15 protein-coding genes are annotated in these 19,864 nt (G+C 74.2%); 4 read left to right on the top strand and 11 right to left on the bottom strand.

What is annotated here, in order from left to right; genetic code table 11:
- The first annotated feature begins 178 nt into the window (after positions 1-178).
- Positions 179-1,237, top strand: coding sequence for a septation protein SepH (sepH, locus tag CRP51_RS20035; protein WP_097232654.1), 1,059 nt, complete (start codon positions 179-181; stop codon positions 1,235-1,237).
- A gap of 12 nt (positions 1,238-1,249) precedes the next feature.
- Here the strand turns inward: sepH and CRP51_RS20030 are convergent, their stop codons facing one another.
- Positions 1,250-2,089 (bottom strand): sulfurtransferase, encoded by an 840-nt coding sequence (locus CRP51_RS20030; RefSeq protein ID WP_097232653.1) that lies wholly within the window; start codon positions 2,087-2,089, stop codon positions 1,250-1,252.
- A 149-nt stretch (positions 2,090-2,238) separates the two neighbouring features.
- On the opposite strand from CRP51_RS20030, the gene CRP51_RS20025 reads away from it, so the two are divergent.
- Positions 2,239-2,961, top strand: coding sequence for a VOC family protein (locus CRP51_RS20025; protein WP_342749078.1), 723 nt, complete (start codon positions 2,239-2,241; stop codon positions 2,959-2,961).
- A 19-nt stretch (positions 2,962-2,980) separates the two neighbouring features.
- Here CRP51_RS20025 and CRP51_RS20020 read toward each other — a convergent pair whose 3' ends face one another.
- The 4 genes from CRP51_RS20020 to CRP51_RS20010 form a co-directional block, all read right to left on the bottom strand.
- A complete protein-coding gene (locus tag CRP51_RS20020) occupies positions 2,981-3,658 on the bottom strand; it encodes a thymidine kinase (RefSeq protein ID WP_097232651.1) in 678 nt (225 codons plus the stop codon).
- Between the two features lie 15 nt (positions 3,659-3,673).
- Complete coding sequence (locus tag CRP51_RS20015) at positions 3,674-4,903, bottom strand: alkaline phosphatase family protein (RefSeq protein ID WP_245880703.1); 1,230 nt, start codon at positions 4,901-4,903, stop codon at positions 3,674-3,676.
- Positions 4,903-5,490 (bottom strand): DUF5998 family protein, encoded by a 588-nt coding sequence (locus CRP51_RS29665; RefSeq protein WP_245880693.1) that lies wholly within the window; start codon positions 5,488-5,490, stop codon positions 4,903-4,905. The genes CRP51_RS20015 and CRP51_RS29665 overlap by 1 nt, the downstream gene beginning before the upstream one ends.
- A gap of 122 nt (positions 5,491-5,612) precedes the next feature.
- Complete coding sequence (locus tag CRP51_RS20010; protein ID WP_097232649.1) at positions 5,613-8,339, bottom strand: bifunctional acetate--CoA ligase family protein/GNAT family N-acetyltransferase; 2,727 nt, start codon at positions 8,337-8,339, stop codon at positions 5,613-5,615.
- Between the two features lie 104 nt (positions 8,340-8,443).
- Between CRP51_RS20010 and CRP51_RS20005 the strand changes: the two genes are divergently transcribed.
- Positions 8,444-8,743 carry an HPr family phosphocarrier protein gene (locus CRP51_RS20005; protein WP_097232648.1) on the top strand — a complete coding sequence of 100 codons (300 nt, stop codon included), beginning with the start codon at positions 8,444-8,446 and terminating at the stop codon, positions 8,741-8,743.
- A 122-nt stretch (positions 8,744-8,865) separates the two neighbouring features.
- On the opposite strand, the gene CRP51_RS20000 is transcribed toward CRP51_RS20005, so the two are convergent.
- The 3 genes from CRP51_RS20000 to CRP51_RS19990 all read right to left on the bottom strand — a co-directional run bounded on the left by CRP51_RS20000 (position 8,866) and on the right by CRP51_RS19990 (position 12,499).
- Entirely contained in the window at positions 8,866-9,543 is a 678-nt protein-coding gene (locus tag CRP51_RS20000) for a GntR family transcriptional regulator (RefSeq protein ID WP_097232647.1), read from the bottom strand.
- A gap of 213 nt (positions 9,544-9,756) precedes the next feature.
- On the bottom strand, positions 9,757-11,124 hold the full coding sequence (locus CRP51_RS19995) for a M16 family metallopeptidase (protein ID WP_097232717.1): 1,368 nt from the start codon (positions 11,122-11,124) through the stop codon (positions 9,757-9,759).
- 34 nt (positions 11,125-11,158) lie between these two features.
- Positions 11,159-12,499 (bottom strand): M16 family metallopeptidase, encoded by a 1,341-nt coding sequence (locus CRP51_RS19990; protein ID WP_097232716.1) that lies wholly within the window; start codon positions 12,497-12,499, stop codon positions 11,159-11,161.
- A gap of 146 nt (positions 12,500-12,645) precedes the next feature.
- On the opposite strand from CRP51_RS19990, the gene CRP51_RS19985 reads away from it, so the two are divergent.
- On the top strand, positions 12,646-15,093 hold the full coding sequence (locus CRP51_RS19985) for a DNA gyrase/topoisomerase IV subunit A (protein ID WP_097232646.1): 2,448 nt from the start codon (positions 12,646-12,648) through the stop codon (positions 15,091-15,093).
- Here the strand turns inward: CRP51_RS19985 and CRP51_RS19980 are convergent.
- The 3 genes from CRP51_RS19980 to CRP51_RS19970 form a co-directional block, all read right to left on the bottom strand.
- The gene (locus CRP51_RS19980; protein WP_170970619.1) at positions 15,090-16,262 is read right to left on the bottom strand and encodes a CobW family GTP-binding protein; all 1,173 of its coding nucleotides are present in this window, start codon (positions 16,260-16,262) and stop codon (positions 15,090-15,092) included. The genes CRP51_RS19985 and CRP51_RS19980 overlap by 4 nt on opposite strands.
- Positions 16,263-16,390: 128 nt before the next feature.
- Positions 16,391-18,148 carry a glycosyl hydrolase family 28-related protein gene (locus CRP51_RS19975; protein ID WP_097232645.1) on the bottom strand — a complete coding sequence of 586 codons (1,758 nt, stop codon included), beginning with the start codon at positions 18,146-18,148 and terminating at the stop codon, positions 16,391-16,393.
- A 111-nt stretch (positions 18,149-18,259) separates the two neighbouring features.
- Positions 18,260-19,864 carry a glycoside hydrolase family 13 protein gene (locus tag CRP51_RS19970; protein ID WP_097232644.1) on the bottom strand — a complete coding sequence of 535 codons (1,605 nt, stop codon included), beginning with the start codon at positions 19,862-19,864 and terminating at the stop codon, positions 18,260-18,262.

The raw sequence follows: 19,864 nt of genomic DNA, 5'->3' as shown, positions 1-19,864 counted from the left end.
TGGCCCGGTTTGCCCCATGCGGAGAAGTGCGCTCGCGCCGGTCACCGCACGTGGCAAAGTGGCGACTGTGCCATAACATCGGTTCCAGACCACGGCCCGACACGCCGGGCAAGTCGGCAAGGTTGTGGCAGGCTGCGCCCGGGCAGGTCACACTCGTCTGGCAGGAGCAGCGACGTACGTGACGTCGGCAGGCACCACCCGGGAGGTCCTCGTGCCCGAACTGCGTGTCGTGGCCGTGAGCAATGACGGCACACGCCTGGTGCTGAAGGCTGCCGACAACACGGAGTACACCCTTCCCATCGACGAGCGGCTGCGCGCCGCCGTGCGCAACGACCGTGCGCGGCTGGGCCAGATCGAGATCGAGGTGGAGAACCACCTCCGTCCCCGGGACATCCAGGCGCGGATACGAGCCGGCGCGACGGCCGAGGAGGTCGCGCAGTTCGCCGGCATCCCGGTGGACCGGGTGCGCCGGTTCGAGGGTCCGGTCCTCGCCGAGCGGGCGTTCATGGCCGAGCGGGCGCGCAAGACGCCCGTCCGCAGGCCGGGTGAGACGGCGGGCCCCCAGCTGGGCGAGGCGGTCGCGGAGCGGCTGATGCTGCGCGGCGCCGACAAGGACGCGGTCCGGTGGGACTCCTGGCGCCGGGACGACGGCACCTGGGAGGTGCTGCTGGTCTACCGGGTCGCCGGCGAGACGCACTCGGCGAGCTGGATGTACGACCCGCCCCGCCGGCTGGTGCAGGCCGTCGACGAGGAGGCCAGGTCGCTGCTGGGCGAGACGGACGACTCGCCCGAGCCCAGCACCCCGTTCGTGCCGAGGATCGCCCGTCTCCCCCGGGAGAACGAGCGCCCTGGCGGCCGGGTGGGCCCCGAACCGGCGTCCCGGCTGGACAACGACACGGACTCGCTGACGAGCCTGCTGGAGGCGGTGCCGAGCTTCCGGGGCGACCTGGTGGTCCCCGAGCCGCCCGCCCCGGCGGCCGCCGTCGAGGAGGAGCCGGAGCTGGACGAGCCGGAGGAGGAGGCGCCGCCGGCCCGCGGGCCGGCCGCCGCCGCCGGCAGCGCGGGCTCGACCTACGCGGACGTGCTGATGCCGCGTTCGGTCGGGGGCCACCGCGACCGGCTCACGGGGAACACGGACCGCCAGGCCGAGGCCGACGGGGTGCGCCCCGGCCGCCGCGCGGCGGTGCCGAGTTGGGACGAGATCGTCTTCGGCACCCGCCGCAAGAAGCAGGAGTAGGCGCGGGGCCGCTCAGCCCGGCTCGTGGCCCCTGGCCACGGGGCGGCCCGGCTGGGCGGTCCACTCGCTCCAGGAGCCCGGGTAGAGCGCGGCGGGGATGCCCGCCACCTCCAGCGCCCACACCTGGTGCGCCGCGGACACCCCGGAGCCGCAGTAGACGCCGACCTCGCGGTCCGGGGTGACGCCCAGCGCGGCGAACCGGTCGCGGAGTTCGGCCGGCGAGCGCAGCAGCCCGGTGGCGTCGACGTTCCGGGTGGTGGGTGCCGAGACGGCGCCCGGGATGTGGCCGGCCACCGGGTCGATCGGCTCGACCTCGCCCCGGTAGCGCTCCCCCGCACGTGCGTCCAGCAGCACGCCGCGCCTGGCCAGCCCGGCGGCACCGTCCGCGTCCAGCACCGGCAGCGCGCCGGGGGCCGGCACGAAGTCGCCCTCGGCGGGCGTCGGTTCCTCCGTGGCCAGCGGCCCGTCCCAGGCGGCGAGCCCGCCGTCCAGCACCCGCACGTCGCCGTGACCGGCCCAGCGCAGCAGCCACCAGGCGCGGGCGGCGGCCCAGCCGTCGCCCGCGTCGTAGACCACCACGGGCCGGCCCGAGGACACGCCGGCGCGGCGCATCGCGGCGCCGAGGACCGCCGGGTCCGGCAGCGGATGCCGCCCGGCGTCCCCGGCGGGACCCGCCAGTTCGGCTTCGAGGTCGATATAGACCGCACCCGGCAGATGACCCGTCAGATAATCGGGGTGTCCCGGCGGGCCGCCGAGGCGCCAACGCACGTCGAGCAGCACGGGCCGGTCGGCTGGTGGGGTTCCGGGAGCGAGGAGCGCGGCGAGGTCCGGGGCCGGGATGATCGCAGTCATGGCGCCCATTGTCCCCGTGCGCGGAGAGACTTTTTCGGTGCGCGCAGGGCAGGGGTGTGGATGGGTATCGAGGAGGGAGCAGGATGACCGAGGCAGCGAGTCCCCCGATTTCGGGGACGCACCGCTGGGTGAGTCTGATGGTCCATGACGTGTCCGTCGCTCAACGGTTCTACGGTGAGCTGTTCGGCTGGGAGTTCGACGCCGGCCCCGACCAGCTGGGCCCCTACGTCAGGGCACTGCGCGACGGCCACCCGGTGGCCGGTCTCGGGGAGTTCGCGTCGGGGGTGCGGGGCAGGCCGGTCTCCTGGCTCCCCTACATCGCCACGAGGGACGTGGACGCGACCGCCGCCACCATCAGGGAGTGCGGCGGCACGGTGGCGGTCGGCCCGATCGAGGTGGAGCGGGTGGGAAGGCTGGCCATCGCGGCGGACGTGAACGGCGCGGTCTTCGGCCTCTGGCAGGGCGGCCCGCGGCGCAGCGCGCCGTTCTACGGGCCGGCCGGCACCCCGGAGTGGAACGAGCTGATCACGGCCGACACCTCGGCGGTCAGCAAGTTCTACAGCAACGTCCTGGGGTACGAGGCGGCGCCCGAGCCGGCCCAGCCCGAGGGCCTGGACTACCTGACGTTCCGGCTGGACGGCCGGCCGACGGCCAGCGTCCGGGGCGTCGGCGCGCGGTCGCTGCCCCGGGACCGGGGTCCGCACTGGCTGACGTACTTCTCGGTGCCGGACGTGGACGAGGCGGTGCGGGACGTCGGACGGCTCGGCGGCCGGGCGCTGAGCGAGCCCGAGGTCTCCCCGTTCGGCCGGTGGGCCAAGGTGGCCGATCCGGAGGGAGGGATCTTCGCCGTCATCCGTCCGCCGGGCCGCTGAGGCGTGGGCCGGCGCGGAGTCAGCGCTGTCCGGGTACCCCTTCCGTGGGAAGCACCTCGGGCGAGAGTTGACCCGCGCCGGCCGTCGCGGCAGTGAGCCGCCTGCGGTGGTGGCGGCGGCACAGCACCTCGTAGTCCACCTCGCCCCTGGGGGCCTCGTGGCCGCCGCCGGCGACGTCGCCGACCACCACCTGGGCGCCCTCGACCACCATCCGGCCGCCCACCGTGCGGGCGTTGTGCGTGGCCCGGGCGCCGCACCAGCACAGCCCCTCGACCTGGAGCACCTCGACCCGGTCGGCCAGCTCGATCAGCCGCTGGGAGCCGGGGAAGAGCCGGGTGCGGAAGTCGGTGGTGATGCCGAAGGCGTAGACGTCGATGCCCAGGTCGTCCACGACGCGGGCCAACTCGTCGACCTGCTCGGGCGAGAGGAACTGCGCCTCGTCGGCGATCACGTAGTCCACCCGGCCGCCCGCCGTGAGGTGGCGCACCAGGTGGGCGTGGAAGTCGAACTTCTCGTCCGCCTCCGTGGCCTCGGCGACCAGGCCGAGGCGGGAGGAGATCCGGCCGGCGCCGGCGCGGTCGTTGCGGGTGAAGATCATGCCCAGCAGGCCGCGCGCGGAGCGGTTGTGCTGGATCTGCAGGGCGAGGGTGCTCTTCCCGCAGTCCATCGTGCCGGAGAAGAAGGCGAGTTCAGCCAAGGGAACGGCTCCAGATCAGGTGCGGACTTCCAGCAGCGGTACCAGCTGCTCTGCGGGGGTCAGGGAGCCGTGCATCCCGATCAGGGCCGTCTCCCTGGGCTCCGTCTCACTGGCGACCACGGCGGCGACCCCGGTCATCGCCACCACCACGTCCCCGATGCGGGGCGCGACGCGGGACTCGACCGCCTCCCCGGGCGGGCCGAACCAGCCCAGGGCGACGGCTTCCTCGCGGGTGGCCACCCAGGCGTCCTCGGCGAGGACCTCGCGCCAGACGGCGTACACGTCGTCGGCGGCGCCGGGCACCGTGTACAGGTGGCGGGCGCGCCCCTCGCCGCCGAGCTGGGCCACGCCGGCGCGCAGCTCCCAGTCGTGGTCGAAGTCGAACCTGGCCTCCTCGGTGGCCGGGACGTCGACCATGCCGTGGTCGGCGGTGACGTAGAGCACGGCGCGCGGCGGCAGCCGCTCGGCCAGCCGCTGGGCCAGCCCGTCGACGAGGATCAGCTGGTCGCGCCACTCCTCCGAGTCCACGCCGAAGCGATGGCCGGCCGCGTCCAACTCCGCGTAGTACGTGTAGACCAGGGTGCGTCCGGCCTCGCCGAGCCTGGCCGCCGCCACGTCCATCCGCTCCCGCACGTCGGAACGGCCGAGGAAGGTGCCGCCGGAGAGCGCGACCCGGGTGAGCGGGGTGCGCTCGAAGTGCGGCGCCGAGACCTGGCAGGCGGCGACGCCGGCCGCGTCGGCGCCGCGGAAGAGCGTGGGGTGCGGCTGCCAGTGCCCCGGGTCCGTCCAGGGCTCCCAGCGCAGCTGGTGCATCAGCGCGCCGCTGCCCGGGTCCCGCACCCGGTAGCCGGCCAGGCCGTGCGCGCCGGGCGGCAGCCCGGTGCCGAGCGAGGCCAGCGAGGTCGCCGTCGTCGAGGGGAACCCCGAGGTGATCGGCGCGCCCGCGCCCGCGCGCGAGGTGGGCAGCAGCGAGGTGAGGAACGGGGCGAGCGCGGCGTGCGCCCGCAACTGCTCCCAGCCGAGGCCGTCGATCAGGAAGACGCAGACCCGGTCGGCCGGCGGCAGCGCGAACTCGGGTCGGCGGCCCGGCACGTCGAGCCCGGCCAACGCGGCCGGCAGCAGGTCGCTCAGCGCGCCCGCGCCGTAGCGGGGGGCCGGCGCCTGCCGGGGGTCGAGCGGGGTCGGCGGCTCGGGCCAGCCGCCGGGAGGGGTGCCGGGCGCCCGGCCGCCGTCGTGCCGGGGGATCACCTGCCGGACACCGCGGTCGCCTCGGAGAGCGCCTGCGCGAACTCCAGCGCCTGACGGACCGTCTCGGGCCCGTCGCCCGCCTCGCTGACCCGCAGCGACAGGTCGTCGGCCGTGGTGGAGCCCGTGTAGCCGTGGTCCGCCTCGCAGTTCGGGTCGCCGCAGTTGGCCGGCTCCATGTCGATCCGGGAGACCGCGCCCCAGCCGATGGTGAGCACCACCTCGCGCGGGAGGGTGCCGGGGACATAGGACTGGGGATCGGCGACGACCCGGCTGAGCACGACGGAGGAGATCCGGCTGAGCTTCACCGACTCGGTGGAGGTGGTGGCGTAGGGCGTCGGGGCGTTGCCGTCGGCGGGCTGCTCGTCGGTGTGGCTGACGATGAAGCGGGTGCCCGTGAGCACCAGCACCGTGGCGTGCCGGCGGACCTCGTTGCTGTCGAAGGTCGTCTCCTGGTGGACCAGGAAGGAGACGACGGGCTCCCGCCCCACGGCGGCCTCCACCGCCTCGGCGACGAGCGCTGGGTAGTAGCCGCTGCGCTCGATCGCCTCCCGCAGCCCCTGGGACGTGGTACCGGTCTTCGCCATGGCCCCCATCCTAAGGGGCGACTCCGACAGCGCAGTGGGCGCTTGACAGGGAAATGCAGGCGCCCGGCGGGACTTTCCGGGCCGCCGGGCGGTGCGCGCCGTCGGGCACCTTCGGTGACCGGTCAGTAGGCGGGGAGCCGGCGGGGGCCCAGGTCGGGGCGGGGTGGCGGGGGGCCGACCCGGACGGTCGCCGAGAGCACGGCCACGCCGCGCTCGGCGACGACGACCGGATCCAACTCGATGGCGCTGACCTGCGGATGGTCGTCGACAAGTCGACCAAGCCGGCCCAGCAGCTCCTCCAGCGCCCCGGTGTCCACCGCCGGGGAGCCGCGCCAGCCGAAGAGGATGGGGGCCGCCCTGATCGCCCGGACCAGGCCGGCGACGTCCCGGTCGGTGACGGGGAGCGACCGGTGGGCGACGTCGCCCAGCAGCTCGGAGGCGGGTCCCGCGAGGCCGAACGAGAGCACCGCGCCGAGCGTCGGGTCGACGGTGGCGGTGACGACGGTGTCCACGCCCCGGGGTGCCATCCGCTGGACGCTCGGGCGGATGCGCGCGGGCTCGCCGAGACGTTCGGCCAACTCGGCGTAGGCACGGCGGAGTTCGGACTCGGTGGCCAGGTCGAGGCGGACGGTGCCCGGCGCCGCGCTGTGGCGCGGCCCGGGCGCCGCCGCCCGCAGGGCCACCGGGTAGCCCAGCTCCTCGGCCGCCGCCACGGCGTCGGCGACGGTGGGCGCCGGGCGGCCGGGGACCAGGGCGATGCCGTAGGTGGCCAGGAGGGCGGCGGTGGCCTCGGCCGGCAGCCGCCGCCCGCCGGCCGGCCGTGCCCCGTCGGCCCCGGAGGCCCCGTCGGTGCCGGCGGCCGCGGCCGCCCCGGCGAGGAGGCGGGCGGCGGCCGGCCGATCGAGGTCCTGGAACTCGAAGGCCCGGCCCCTGCGGTCGGCGCCGGCCAGCCACTCCGCGTGCCGCACGGCCTGCGCCAGGGCGCGGGCCGCGCGCTCGGCCGACGGGTAGGTGGGGATGCCCCTGGCGCCGATCTCGCCGGCCAGCTCGTCCAGCGCGAGCTGGGCGACCAGCACCGGCTTGTCGCCGCGCGTCCCCGCGCTCGCGGCGCGCAGCGCGGCCGCCAGGTCGTCGGCGCCGAGCGTGCCGGCGACGGTCGGCGCGAGGGCGACCAGCACCGCGTCGGCGCCGGGGTCGGCCAGGGCGGAGGCGACCGCCGCGCCGAACCCGGCGGCGTCCGCCGCGTCACCCGGGCCGGTCAGCGGCAGCGGGCGGAGCCGCTGGGCGCGGCAGGCGTCGTGCGCGCTGAGGCCCACGGCCTGGGCGTTGCCCACCACCGCGACCCGGGGGCCGCCGGGCAGCGGCTGCTGGGCCAGCAGCAACCCGATGTCGACGAGTTCGACGGCGGTGTCGGCCTCGATCACCCCGGCCTGGCGCAGCAGCGCCGAGACGGTCTCCTCGGGCGCCTGGCTGGCCGGCACGATGTGACCGAGCGGCGGGGCGCCGCCGCTGTGCCGGCCGCCACGCACCACCACCACGGGCTTGCCGGCCTGCGCGGTGCGGCGGGCGAGGCGGGTGAACTTGCGCGGGTTGCCGACGGACTCCAGATAGAGCAGCGCGACCCGGGTGCGTTCGTCGTCCTGCCAGAACTGGAGGACGTCGTTGCCCGAGACGTCCGCCCGGTTGCCGGCCGAGACGAAGGTGGACAGACCGCCGCCGCGTGACTCCAGCTCGTCGAGGACGGCGATGCCCATCGGGGCCGACTGGGTGAACAGCCCGATCCGACCGGCGGCCGGGAGCCGGGGCGCGTGGCTGGCGTTCAGCCGCGTCCCGGGCGCCGTGTTGATGACGCCGAACGCGTTCGGGCCGACGATCCGCATCCCGCGCGCCCTGGCCTGGCGCACCAGGGCGCGCTGCGCGGCCCTCGTGTGGCCGGCGGCCATCACCACCAGGCCCTGGACTCCGCGCTCGGCGCAGTCCTCCAGCGTGCCGGCCACCTCGGCGGCCGGCACCGCCAGCACGGCGAGGTCGACGGCGGCCGGGATCTCCCGCACCGAGCGGAAGGCCGGCACCCCGCCCAACACCCGGGCCTCGGGCGGCAGCTCGCGGTTGACGGCGTAGAGCGCGCCGGTGAAGCCGCCGGAGAGCAGTCCGGCCAGCACGGTGCGTCCGGCGCCGCCGGGTCGGCGTCCGGCGCCGACCACCACGACGCTGCCGGGGGTCAGCAGCCGGTGCACCGAGCGCGCCTCGGCCCGCTGCTCGCGGGCGCGCATCACGGCGAGGGACTCGGCGGTCGGCGCCAGGTCGAGGGTGAGCCGGACGGCTCCGTCGGCGAAGCTGCGCCGCTGGGAGTAGCCCGCGTCGGTGAAGACCTTGATCATCTTGCGGTTGGCGGGCAGCACCTCGGCCTCGAAGCGCCGCACCCCGCGCTCCCTGGCCACGGCCGCGATGTGCTCCAGCAGGGTGGAGGCCAGCCCGCGCCCCTGGTGGGCGTCCTCGACCAGGAAGGCCACCTCGGCGAGGTCGGCCGGCGGCGAGGCGGCGCGGCCCTGCCGGTCGATCCGGTCGTAGCGGACGGTGGCCAGGAACTCGTCGCCGACCGTGGCCGCGAGACCGACCCGGTCCACGTAGTCGTGGTGGGTGAACCGGTGCACGTCCCGGTCGGACAGGCGCGGGTAGGGGGCGAAGAAGCGGTAGAACTTCGACTCGTCGGAGACCCGCTCGTAGAAGCTCACCAGGCGGTCGGCGTCGTCCGGCGTGATGGGCCTGATGTGCGCGGTACCGCCGTCCCGCAGCACCACGTCGGCCTCCCACTGGGCGGGGTAGGCGGGTTGGGCGGTTGCCTCCATGGCTTCAGCGTACGGTTGGCATGGTCGCAGCGGGCGGCTCGGGACCCGACCCGCGACCGTTGGTCACCGAAGCCCGAGGAAGCCCGTGCCACGGAAGGACACACATGGTTGAGCGCCGCGTCACCATCGGCTGGCCCGAGGGGCTGCACGCCCGTCCCGCCTCGATCTTCGTGCGGGCCGCCACGGCCACCGGAGTGCCGGTGACCGTCGCGCGGGCCGACGGCACCCCGGTGAACGCCGCCTCCATGCTCGCGGTGCTGAGCCTCGGCGCCCAGGGGGGCGAGGAGATCGTGCTGTCCTCCCCCGCCGAGGCCCCGGAGTCCCGGCCGGCTGCCGAGGCCGCGTTGGAACGTCTGGCGAGGCTCGTTTCCGAGGGGCTCGACGAGCTTCCCGAAACCGTCTGAGAGGAAACGCGACGGCCGCCGGGAAAGCCATCGGAAGGCGTCACGAAAAAGCTGACGGGAAAGCGCGCGCCGCACGGCGCGCGCTTTTCGAAAGGCGCCCGTTCCTGTCTAGCGGGCGCGTGTTAAATCTGACCGCGCACGGTGTTGACGGCAGGTTTCCGACCGCTCACCACGACCGTGTGGAACTGCCGGCGCTTCGGCGCGTTCCTGGCGAGCTGCGCGGCCGAGAGCGCCCTGGCGCGCTCGGCGTCCCCGCGCGCGATCGCGTCCACCAACGCGCCCCGCTCCTGCCACAGCGCGACCGCGCCGGCGGAGGACTCGCCCGCGTAGAGCCACGTGATCTTCCGCCGCAACTGCACCAGCAGCTCGGTGAGTCCCGGGCTGCCGGTGGCCTGCGCCAGCGTCTCGTGGAACCAGTCGCCCAGCGACCTCAGGTCACCGTCCTGCCCCTGGCCGGCGCGCTGCCGCCCCAGCCTGACCAGGCCGCGGAGCACCTTCAGATGGGCCTCGGTGCGCCGTTGCGCCGCCCTGGCCGCGCCCAGCGGCTCGACCAGCGCCCGCACCTCGAGCAGGTCCGCCGCCTCCCGGTCGCCCAACCTCGCCACCCGGGCGCCGGCGTGCCGGCGCGAGACCACGAACCCCTCGGACTCCAGCGTGCGCAGGGCCTCGCGCACCGGCACCCGGGAGACGCCGTAACGCCGCGCCAGCCGCTCCTCCGCGAGCCGGGATCCGGGCACGAGGTTCCCGGCCACGATGTCGTCCCTGATCGCGGTGCATACCGTGTGCGCTGAGAGACGCATAAAACAACCCCCACAGCTGTGGCCGGCATCGCCCTGTGGCATTACCGCCGGGTCGGTCAACCGAACTGTAGGGCAGAAACCGGGAATTCCGATAGCCGGCCCCGAGGAACACCCACGCCTTTCGGTCATCCGTACGGAAAGCGCGGGGAAAACGACGGAGAAGCGCGCCCGGCACCGGACGCGCTTCTCACCTCACTCGGGTGGCGCCCGCCGCTAGGCGCCGATCACCTCGACCTCGCCGATGCCCAGCTCCCGCACCGGGTCGGCGATCTGCTTGGCGTCGCCGACCAGCACGGTCACCAGCCCGTCCGGCGGGAAGGCCCGCACGACGGCGGCCGTGGCCTCCACCGTGCCGGTCTCCGCGAGCCGCGTGTAGAGGTTGGCCTGGTAGTCGTCCGGCAGCTCCTCCTCCACCTGGTCCGCCAGCGCCCCGGCGACGGCCGACGCCGTCTCGAAGCTCAACGGCGCGACGCCCACGAGGAACTGGACGGCCGCGTCGCGTTCCTCCTCGGTGAGCCCCTCCGCGGCCAGCGTGCGCAGCACCTGCCACAGGTCGGCCAGCGCCGGGCCCGTGACGTCGGTGGCGACCGAGCCCCTGATGCCCAGCAGCGAGAAGCCGTCACCCGCGGCGCTGGAGCGGAGCACGTGGCTGGAGGCCCGCACCCCGTAGGTATAGCCCTTCTCCTCGCGCAGCACCCGGTCCAGTCGCGACGTCAGCGTGCCGCCCAGGCAGTACACGCCCAGCCGGTGCGCCGGCCAGACCGGGTCGTGGCGGTCGGGCCCGACCCGGGCGATCAGCATCTGCGTCTGGACCGCGTCCGGGCGGTGGACGATCACCACGCGCGGGCTGTCCCGCACCTCGACGGGGGCCGGACGGACCGGCTCGGCCGCGGTGCCGCTCCACGCGCCCAGCGTCTCCTTGAGCACCGCGTCCAGGTCGATCCCGGTCAGGTCGCCGACGATCACCGCGGTGGCCGAGGCCGGCCGCAGGTGGGCGCGGTAGAAGTCCCGCACCGCCTTCGCGTCGATGTCCCGCACGGTCTCGGCGGTGCCCTGCCGCGGCCGGGAGAGCCTGGACTCCTCGGGGAAGAGCGTGGAGTAGAGCGTCATCGCCGCGCGCCGCCCCGGATTGGCCAGCTCGTGCGGGATCTCGTCCAGCCGGTTGGCGACCAGCCGCTCGATCTCGTGCTCGGGGAAGGCCGGGGCACGCAGCGCGTCGGCGACCAGCCGCAGCGCGCCCTCCAGCCGGGAGGCCGGCACCTCAAGGGAGACCCGGACCCCGACGTGGTCGGCGAACGTGTCCAGGGTGGCGCCGCACCGCTCCAGCTCGGCCGCGAACTCCTCGGCCGTGTGCCGGTCGGTCCCCTCCGAGAGGCCGCGCGCCATGATGGTGGCCACGCCCTCCAGGTCGCGGGGCTCGGCCTCCAGCGGCGCGGTGAGGTTGATCTCCACCGCGATGACCTGCTGCCCCGGGCGGTGGGCCCGCAGCACCGTCAGCCCGTTGGGCAGCGCACCGCGCTCCGGCGCGGGAAAGGCCCAGGGCCTGGCGGCGCCGCCGGTGGGGCGCGGGTGCAGGGTCATCTCGGCCCCCGCGCCCGCCGCGTTCTCGGTGGTCTCACTCACTGCCGGCCCCCTCGTCGTCGTCCCCGTCCGCGGCGTTCGGCGTGGGCTCGTAGACGAGCACCCCGCGGTTGTCGGGGCGCAGCCGCGCCGCGGCCACCGCCCGAACCTCCTCCGGGGTGATCGTCAGAATCCGCTGGACCGCGGTGAGCGCCAGCGTCGGGTCGCCGAACAGCACGGCGTACTTGCAGAGTTCGTCGGCGCGCCCGCCGACGGTGGCGAGCCGGTCCAGCCACTCGCGCTCCAACTGGGCCTGGGCGCGCTCCAGCTCCTCGGGCGTCGGGCCCTCGGCGGCGAACCTGGCCAGCTCCTCGTCGACGGCCGCCTCGATCTCGGCGACCTCGGCCTCGCCCGAGGTCTTCACGTCCAGCCACCCCATGGAGGGCGCGCCGGCCAGCCGCAGCATCCCGAAGCCCGCGGAGACCGCCGTGCGGTCGTGGCGCACCAGCCGGTTGTACAGCCGGGAGGACTCGCCGCCGCCGAGCGCGGTGAGCGCCAGGTCGGCCGCGTCGGCCTCCCTGGTGCCGTCCTGCGGCAGCCGGTAGACGGCCATCAGCGCGCGGGCCGGCACGTCCTCGCGCACCAGCTCGCGCACCTCCTCGCCGATCACCTCGGGCAGGGCGCCGTCGCGCGGCGGGTGCTTGCCGTCGTGCCCCGGGATGCTGCCGAAGTACTTCTCGGCCCAGGCGAGGGTCTGCTCGGGGTCGATGTCCCCGACGACGGTCAGCACCGCGTTGTTCGGGGCGTAGTAGGTGCGGAAGAACTCCCTGGCGTCCTCCAGGGAGGCCGCGTCCAGGTCGGCCATGGAGCCGATGGGAGTGTGGTGGTACGGGTGGCCCTCGGGGAAGACCATGGCGGTCAGCTTCTCGAAGGCGGTGCCGTAGGGCACGTTGTCGTAACGCTGCCTGCGCTCGTTCTTGACGACGTCGCGCTGGTTCTCCATGGACTCCTCGTCCAGCGCGCTCAGCAGGGTGCCCATGCGGTCGGCTTCCAGCCACAGCGCCAGCTCCAACTGGTGGGCCGGCATGGTCTCGAAGTAGTTGGTGCGCTCGAAGCTGGTGGTGCCGTTGAGGGAGCCGCCGGCGCCCTGGACCAGCTCGAAGTGTCCGTTGCCCGTGACTTGCCGCGAGCCCTGGAACATCAGGTGCTCGAAGAGGTGCGCCAACCCGGTGCGGCCCGTGACCTCGTGTCGGGAGCCGACGTCGTACCAGATGCAGACGGCGGCCACCGGAGTCAGGTGGTCCTCGGAGAGCACCACCCGCAGGCCGTTGGCGAGTCTGTGCTCCGTCGCGGTGAGCCCACCGACGGTATCCTCCGTGCTGGCCGTGTGGCCCATGGACATGAGGTCCCTTCGTTCGGTCGGTTGAGGTGTCTGTCACCTTATGCAAGGTGAGCCGGGGTGTGCGAAGTTCCCGGTTGTCAGCGGGGCGGTCCACAATGGTCGCCAGCAACCGACCGACCGTACGAAGGAGCACTGCCGCGATGGCCCGCAGCAGCAAGCAGTCCCCGCCTCCTGAGGAGTTCGAGGAGCGGATCCTCGACATCGATGTGGTCGATGAGATGCGGGGCTCCTTCCTGGAGTACGCGTACTCGGTGATCTACTCGCGCGCCCTGCCCGACGCGCGGGACGGTCTGAAGCCGGTGCAGCGCCGCATCCTCTACCAGATGCACGACATGGGCCTGAGGCCCGACCGTTCGTATGTGAAGTGCGCCCGCGTCGTCGGCGAGGTGATGGGCAAGCTCCATCCGCACGGCGACTCGGCGATCTACGACGCGCTGGTCCGGATGGCCCAGCAGTTCTCCATGCGGCTGCCGCTGGTCGACGGCCATGGGAACTTCGGTTCCCTGGGGAACGACGACCCGCCCGCCGCGATGCGGTACACCGAGTGCCGCTCCGCCTCGGCGGCCGGGCTGATGGTGGCCTCGATCGACGAGGACACGGTCGACTTCACGCCGAACTACGACGGCAGCGAGCAGGAGCCGGCCGCGCTGCCGGCCGCCTACCCCAACCTGCTGGTCAACGGCTCCAGCGGCATCGCCGTCGGCATGGCGACCAACATGCCGCCGCACAACCTGGGCGAGGTCGTCGCGGCCGCCCGCCACCTGATCAGGCACCCGAACGCCGACCTGGACACGCTGCTGCGCCTGGTGCCGGGCCCCGACCTGCCCACCGGCGGCCAGATCGTCGGCCTCGACGGCATCAGGGACGCCTACCGGACGGGCCGCGGCACGTTCAAGATGCGGGCGACGGTCACGGTGGAGAAGGTCTCCGCCCGCCGCCGGGGCCTGATCGTCACGGAGCTGCCGTTCGCCGTCGGCCCGGAGAAGGTCATCGGCAAGATCAAGGACCTGGTCAACTCCAAGCGTCTGACCGGCATCGCCGACGTCAAGGACCTCACCGACCGGGAGAACGGCCTGCGCCTGGTCATCGAGGTGAAGAACGGCTTCAACCCGGAGGCCGTGCTGGCCCAGCTGTACAAGCTGACGCCGATGGAGGAGACCTTCGGCATCAACAACGTGGCCCTGGTGGACGGTCAGCCGCTCACCATGGGGCTGCGGGAGCTGCTCCAGGTCTATGTCGACCACCGCTTCGAGGTGGTGCGCCGGCGCAGCGAGTTCCGCCGCGGCAAGCGCCGGGACCGGCTGCACCTGGTCGAGGGCCTGCTGGTGGCGCTGCTGGACATCGACGAGGTGATCCGGCTGATCAGGTCCAGCGACAACGCGGCGGCGGCGAAGGAGTCGCTGATGGAGCGCTTCGAGCTGTCGGAGATCCAGACCCAGTACATCCTGGACACCCCGCTGCGCCGGTTGACCCGTTTCGACCGGATCGAGCTGGAGTCCGAACGGGACCGGCTGCGCGAGGAGATCGAGGAGCTGACCCGCATCCTGGAGTCGGACACCGAGCTGCGGAAGCTGGTCTCCGCCGAACTGGCCGAGGTCTCCAAGAAGTTCGCCACCCCGCGCCGCACCGAGCTGGTGGAGGCGTCGGGCGCCGCCGTCGAGGTGCTGCCGCTTGAGGTCTCGGACGACCCGTGCCGGGTGCTGCTGTCCTCCACGGGGCTGCTGGCCCGCACCGCCGACGGCGAGGGCTCCCTGGACGAGACGGCCAAGCGCGGCAAGCACGACGTGGTCGTCTCCGCCGTGCAGTCCACGATCAGGGGCGAGGTGGGCGCGGTCACCTCGACGGGCCGGCTGCTGCGGATCTCCGTCGTCGACCTGCCGACGCTGCCGCCGGCCGCCTCCGTCTCCAGCCTGGCGGGCGGGGCGCAGCTGTCCGAGTTCGTGTCGCTGGAGGGGGACGAGCGGGTGATCTGCCTGACCACGCTGGACGAGTCCTCCCCCGGTCTCGCCATCGGTACCGAGCAGGGCGTGGTGAAGCGGGTGGTCCCCGACTACCCGGCGAACAAGGAGGAGTTGGAGGTCATCTCGCTGCGCGAGGGGGACCGGATCGTGGGCGCGGCCGAGTTGCAGACCGGCGAGGAGGACCTGGTCTTCATCACCGAGGAGGCGCAGCTGCTGCGGTACCCGGCGGCGCAGGTGCGGCCGCAGGGGCGGCAGGCGGGCGGCATGGCGGGGGTCAAGCTGGGCGAGGGGGTGCGGGTGCTCTCCTTCACGGTGGTCGATCCGGCGCGTGACGCGGTGGTCTTCACGGTGGCGGGCGGCTCCGGCACGCTGGACGACCTGGGGACGGCCAAGCTGACGCCGTTCGACCAGTACCCGAGGAAGGGGCGGGCCACGGGCGGGGTGCGCTGCCAGCGGTTCCTGAAGGGCGAGGAGCGGCTGGTCTTCGCCTGGGCCGGCGGCGCGCCGGCGCGGGCCGCCGGCAGGAACGGCACGCCGGTGACGCTGCCGGAGCCCGACCCCCGCCGCGACGGCTCGGGCACCCCGCTGGCCAAGGAGGTCACGGCCCTGGCGGGGCCCGTCGGCTAGGCGGAGCGCCCTGCGGGGTGGTCGGGCTCCGGCCCTTCCACCCCCTCGGGGTCCGGCGGCTCCTCCGTCGGCTCCGGGGCGCGCGCGAGGTAACGGGCCATCCGCACCGCGCCGTCGGTGGGATCGCCGGCGGCGCCGGGCGCCGCCACACAGCCGGTCAGCTCCTTGGTGAGCGCCTCCGCGTCGATGCCGGAGCCGATCAGCACCAGGCTGGTGGTCGCGGGGCCCTCGGCCGGCGGCGGGTCGGGGAAGAAGCGCAGGAAGCGGCCGACGGCGTGCAGGGTGTGGCGCCCGACTCCGGCCAGCTCCACGAAGCCCTTGATCCGGTACAGCCCCTCGCGGCGGCCGTCGAGGAAATCCATCAACCTGCCGGGGTCCAGCGGCGATTCGCTGTGGAAGCTGACGCTCTCGTAGCCGGCGTGCGGGTGGTCGTGGCCGTCGTCCCACCCGTCCGCCGCGTGCTCCCCGTGCCCCTCCTGCCCCTGCTCCTGCTCCTGCTCCTGGGCGAGCAGGTCGGCGAAGGAGAGCTGACGCGGACCGGCCTCCCGCGCCGCGCGGTCGCCGTCCGGGCCGTCCACCAGCAGCCCCGGGTCGACCCGCCCGTGGCGCGCGGCCACCACCGGCGCCCCGCCGGCCCGCTCCCGCAACGCGGCCAGCAGCGCGCCCCGTTCCTCCGGGGGCACCAGGTCCGTCTTGTTCAGCACCACCAGGTCGGCCAGCGCCGTGTAGCGGTCGGTGGCGGGCTGCCGGGCGCGCAGCGCCTCGTGCTCGACGGCGTCGACCACCTGGACCAGCCCGCCGTAGACGATCCCCGGCTGGTCGCTGGCGAGCACCATCCGCACCAGCGTCGGGGGCTCGGCCAGCCCGCTGGCCTCGATCACGATCAGGTCGATGGCGGCGGCCGGATCGGCGAGTCTGGCCAGCGCCTCGTCCAACTCCTCGGTGTCGGTGGCGCAGCAGAGGCAGCCGTTACCGAAGGAGACCATCGAGTCCACCTGGCCGGCGACCGTCAGCGCGTCGACCGGGACGCTGCCGAAGTCGTTGACCACGGCGCCGACGCGCAGCCCCGGGGCGTTGGTCAGCAGATGGTTGAGCAACGTGGTCTTGCCCGCGCCCAGGAACCCCGCGAGCACCAGCACGGGGATCCGCCCGCCCGTCGTCACCGCCACGACTCCCTCCGCCTCGGGTGGCGTCTGTCCCGGTCACTCTAGGCGACGGGTGTGACAGCACGCCCCGACGGCCGGTGCGCGGCCCTCGGGGCGTGCCCGGGGTCGGTGCGGGGGGTGTCGCGGGCGGGTCAGCCGGCCGGCTGGGGCCAGGTGGCGCAGTCCTCCCACTCGGTGTCGAGTCCGGTGTTGCCGCCGCCGTCGTGCAGGACAAGCGGCGGGACGCCGGTGGGGAACGGGCAGTTGTAGACGCCGGCCACGCCCACGTTCCCGGCCGTCACGTTCGCCAGCGTGACCTCGCCCGTGGTCTCGGCCTGGACCACCACGGTGCCCACCCCGTCGACGGTCGCGCCGTCGATGGTCACCCCGTCGGTGGCCAGGCCGGTGCCGGAACCGGAGACGAACTGGAAGGCGCTCCACGGGCTGTCGAGGACGGTGGTGTCGGTGATCCGGACGTCGGCCTGGATCGGGTGGTTGTAGGCGTCGACGCGCAGCGCCGCCATGGGGTGGTCCCAGTTGGGGTTGTGCGCGCCGGCGCGCACCAGCGTGTTCCCGTCGACCGTGAGCGTGCCGGCGAGCGGGAAGAAGGGCTCCATGAACGCCTGGTTCGACAGGGCGATGCCGCTGCCCAGCGCGTTGGTGTCCTGGACCAGGTTGCCGGAGACGGTGATGTCCTCGCCGCCGTAGACGGCGATGCCGTTGGCCAGGTTGGGCTGGACCACGGTGTTGTCCGCGAAGGTGGCGTTCCTGTTGGCCTCCGGCAGCGACCACATCGCGAGCGCGTCGTCGCCGGTGTTGCGCAGGTAGTTGTCGCGGACCAGCACGCCGTCGGCGTTGCCGTTGAGGTTGAGGCCGTCGGCCGCCATGTCCACGATGCGGTTGCCCTCGACCACCAGGCCGGTGTTGGTGCCGGTCAGCCACAGGCCGACCTTGAGGTGCTGGAGCCACATCCCGGAGACCGAGGAGTTCGGGCCCAGGGAGCCGTTGACGAAGTTGTCCGGCGCGCTGTCCACCCGCTCGGTGACGTCGCCGACCACCGCGAAGTCACGCAGCTCCACGGAGCCCGGGCTCTCCCCCTGGTTGATGAAGCGGGAAGCGCGCACCACCGAGTGCCAGTTGCCGGCGCCCGCGAGGGTGACGTTCTCGACATAGAGCGGCTGGTCGACCCGGTACTCCCCCGGCGGGATCCAGACCACGCCGCCCCGCCCCTGGGCCACGGCCTGGACGAACGCCTGGGTGGAGTCGCCCTGGCCGGTCGGGTCGGCGCCCAGCTCGGTGACGTCCAGCGCGCCTGCCGGCGGCTCGGCGGGCGCCGCGACCTGCTCGAAGTCGGCGGTGTCGACGGTGACCCGGGTGTCCGCGGTGAACGAGACGGTGTCCCCGGCGGCCAGGTCCCGCTCCAGCGCCAGCCGGCCGTGGGTGAAGAAGTGGTGGGTCGTGGAGCCGGCGATCCAGGGGGCCTCGAAGTACTGGTGGCGGGAGCTGACCGGCACGGTCAGGCCCAACGCCTCGCCGTTGACCGCGACGGCCAGTGCGCCCTCGCCGCCCTCCGGCACGTTGTAGACGACGGTGGCCGCGTTGGCCGGTTCGGTGAGGGTGAAGGTGACGCTCTGCCCCGCGGACAGCTCGACGGCGGTGCGCCCCGAAGCCTCGGAGGCGACGGTGCCCTGGGTGATGTCGGGGCCGACCACGGCGCCGTCGTGCGCGGCGTCCTCCGCCTCCTGGGTGACGAACGGGAGCGCGGCGCCCGCCGTGGGGGCGGCCTCCGCGGGGTCGGTCGCGCCGGCGTGCGCCGGCGAGCCGAGCCCGACAGCGCCGAGCAGGACGGCGCAGGCCGAGACGGCGCCCGCCAGACGCCTTCGCACGCGCGACGAATATGGCGCGTTCATGACACTTCTCATGACGTTCCCTTCCTTGCGGGTGGGTGTTGCGGGTAGGTGCGGACGGGTGTTGCGGGTAGGTGCGGACGGGCGGGGCGGGGCGGACGGGCGGGGGTCGGCTCAGACCCGCAGCCAGACGGCCGTGTCCCGCGGCAGCCGCCCCTCCTCGTCCAGGGGGCCGCTGCCGAGCAGCAGCGAGCGGTGGTCGGGCAGTTCCAGGGGTTCGGCCGCCAGGTTGACGGCGCAGAGCACCCCGTGGTCGCGCGCGAAGACCAGCGCACCGTCCGGGGACGGCAGCCAGGTCAGGTCGCCCGCGCCGGGCGGCCAGGCGCGGCGCAGCCGCAGGGCCGTGCGGTAGAGGGCCAGCATCGATCCGGGATCCCGCTGTTGGGCCTCGGCGGTGCGGTCGGCCCAGTCCTCCGGCTGCGGCAGCCAGGTGTCCGCGCCGCCGAAGCCGTACGGCGGCGCCTCCCCCGACCAGGGCAGCGGCACCCGGCAGCCGTCGCGGCCCGGATCGACCCCGCCGGAGCGTGCGTGCATCGGGTCGACGATCCGCTCCCGCGCCACCTCGGCCTCCGGCAGCCCGAGTTCCTCGCCCTGGTAGAGGTAGACCGACCCCGGCAGCGCCAGGCTCAGCAGCGCGGCGGCGCGGGCCCTGCGGGTCCCGAGCGCGGGGTCCGTCGGCGTGCCGAAGCGCTTGGCCGCGAACGAGAAGCCGGTCTCCGCGCGGCCGTAGCGCGTGACCGTGCGGGTGATGTCGTGGTTGGCCAAAACCCAGGTGGCCGGGGCGCCGACGCCGGCGTGCGAGGCGAGCGTTCCCTCGATGGAGGCACGCAGCCGCTCCGGCTCCCAGGGGCAGGCCAGGAAGTCGAAGTTGAACGCCGTGTGCAGCTCGTCCGGGCGCAGATAGCGGGCGAAGCGCTCCACGTCGGGCAGCCACAACTCGCCGATCAGCACCGCGTCGTGGGCGTCGGCGACGGCCCGCCAGGAGCGGTAGATCCCGTGCAGCTCGTCGCGGTCCACGTAGGGGTGGGCGTCGCCGCGCCCGGGGTCGAAGTCGGGCAGCGCCGGGTCCTTGGCCAGCAGCGCGGCGGAGTCGATCCGCACGCCGGCCGCGCCGCGCTCGAACCAGAAGCGCAGGATCTCCTCGTGCTCGCTCCTCACCTGCGGGTGAGCCCAGTTGAGGTCCGGCTGACCCGGTGCGAAGAGATGGAGATACCACTCCCCCGGGGTCCCGTCGGCCCGGGTGGAGCGCGTCCAGGCCGGGCCGCCGAACTCCGACCGCCACCCGTTCGGCGGGCGTGCGCCGTCCGGTCCGCGCCCGGGACGGAAGTGGAACAGCTCCCGTTCCGGGCTGCCCTCCGGGGCGGCCAACGCCGCCCGGAACCAGGGGTGCGCGGCCGACACATGGTTGGGGACGATGTCCACGATGGTGCGCAGCCCCAGGTCACGGGCCTCCGCGATCAGCTTCTCCGCCTCCGCCAGGGTGCCGAAGGCGGGATCGATCGCGCGGTAGTCCGCCACGTCGTAGCCGCCGTCCGCGAGCGGAGAGACATACCAGGGGGTGAACCACAGGGCGTCCACGCCGAGTTCGGCGAGGTAGGGCAGCCGGGCGCGGACCCCGGCGAGATCGCCCGTGCCGTCGCCGTTGCCGTCGGCGAAGCTGCGGACGTACACCTGGTAGATGGCGGCGGAGCGCCACCAGGCGTCGGTGGTGTGCGGCAC

Source organism: Streptomyces zhaozhouensis, from assembly GCF_900230195.1.
In the GTDB taxonomy this organism is placed as follows: domain Bacteria; phylum Actinomycetota; class Actinomycetes; order Streptomycetales; family Streptomycetaceae; genus Streptomyces; species Streptomyces zhaozhouensis.
This window is presented reverse-complemented; position numbering and strand designations above follow the sequence as displayed.

Bases quoted from the DNA above. Each gene is read 5' to 3' on its own strand.
- CRP51_RS20030 (WP_097232653.1), bottom strand. From the start codon at position 2,089: ATGACTGCGATCATCCCGGCCCCGGACCTCGCCGCGCTCCTCGCTCCC.
- CRP51_RS29665 (WP_245880693.1), bottom strand. From the start codon at position 5,490: ATGGCGAAGACCGGTACCACGTCCCAGGGGCTGCGGGAGGCGATCGAG.
- CRP51_RS20010 (WP_097232649.1), bottom strand. From the start codon at position 8,339: ATGGAGGCAACCGCCCAACCCGCCTACCCCGCCCAGTGGGAGGCCGAC.
- CRP51_RS20005 (WP_097232648.1), top strand. From the start codon at position 8,444: ATGGTTGAGCGCCGCGTCACCATCGGCTGGCCCGAGGGGCTGCACGCC.
- CRP51_RS20000 (WP_097232647.1), bottom strand. From the start codon at position 9,543: ATGCGTCTCTCAGCGCACACGGTATGCACCGCGATCAGGGACGACATC.
- CRP51_RS19995 (WP_097232717.1), bottom strand. From the start codon at position 11,124: ATGACCCTGCACCCGCGCCCCACCGGCGGCGCCGCCAGGCCCTGGGCC.
- CRP51_RS19990 (WP_097232716.1), bottom strand. From the start codon at position 12,499: ATGGGCCACACGGCCAGCACGGAGGATACCGTCGGTGGGCTCACCGCG.
- CRP51_RS19985 (WP_097232646.1), top strand. From the start codon at position 12,646: ATGGCCCGCAGCAGCAAGCAGTCCCCGCCTCCTGAGGAGTTCGAGGAG.
- CRP51_RS19975 (WP_097232645.1), bottom strand. From the start codon at position 18,148: ATGAACGCGCCATATTCGTCGCGCGTGCGAAGGCGTCTGGCGGGCGCC.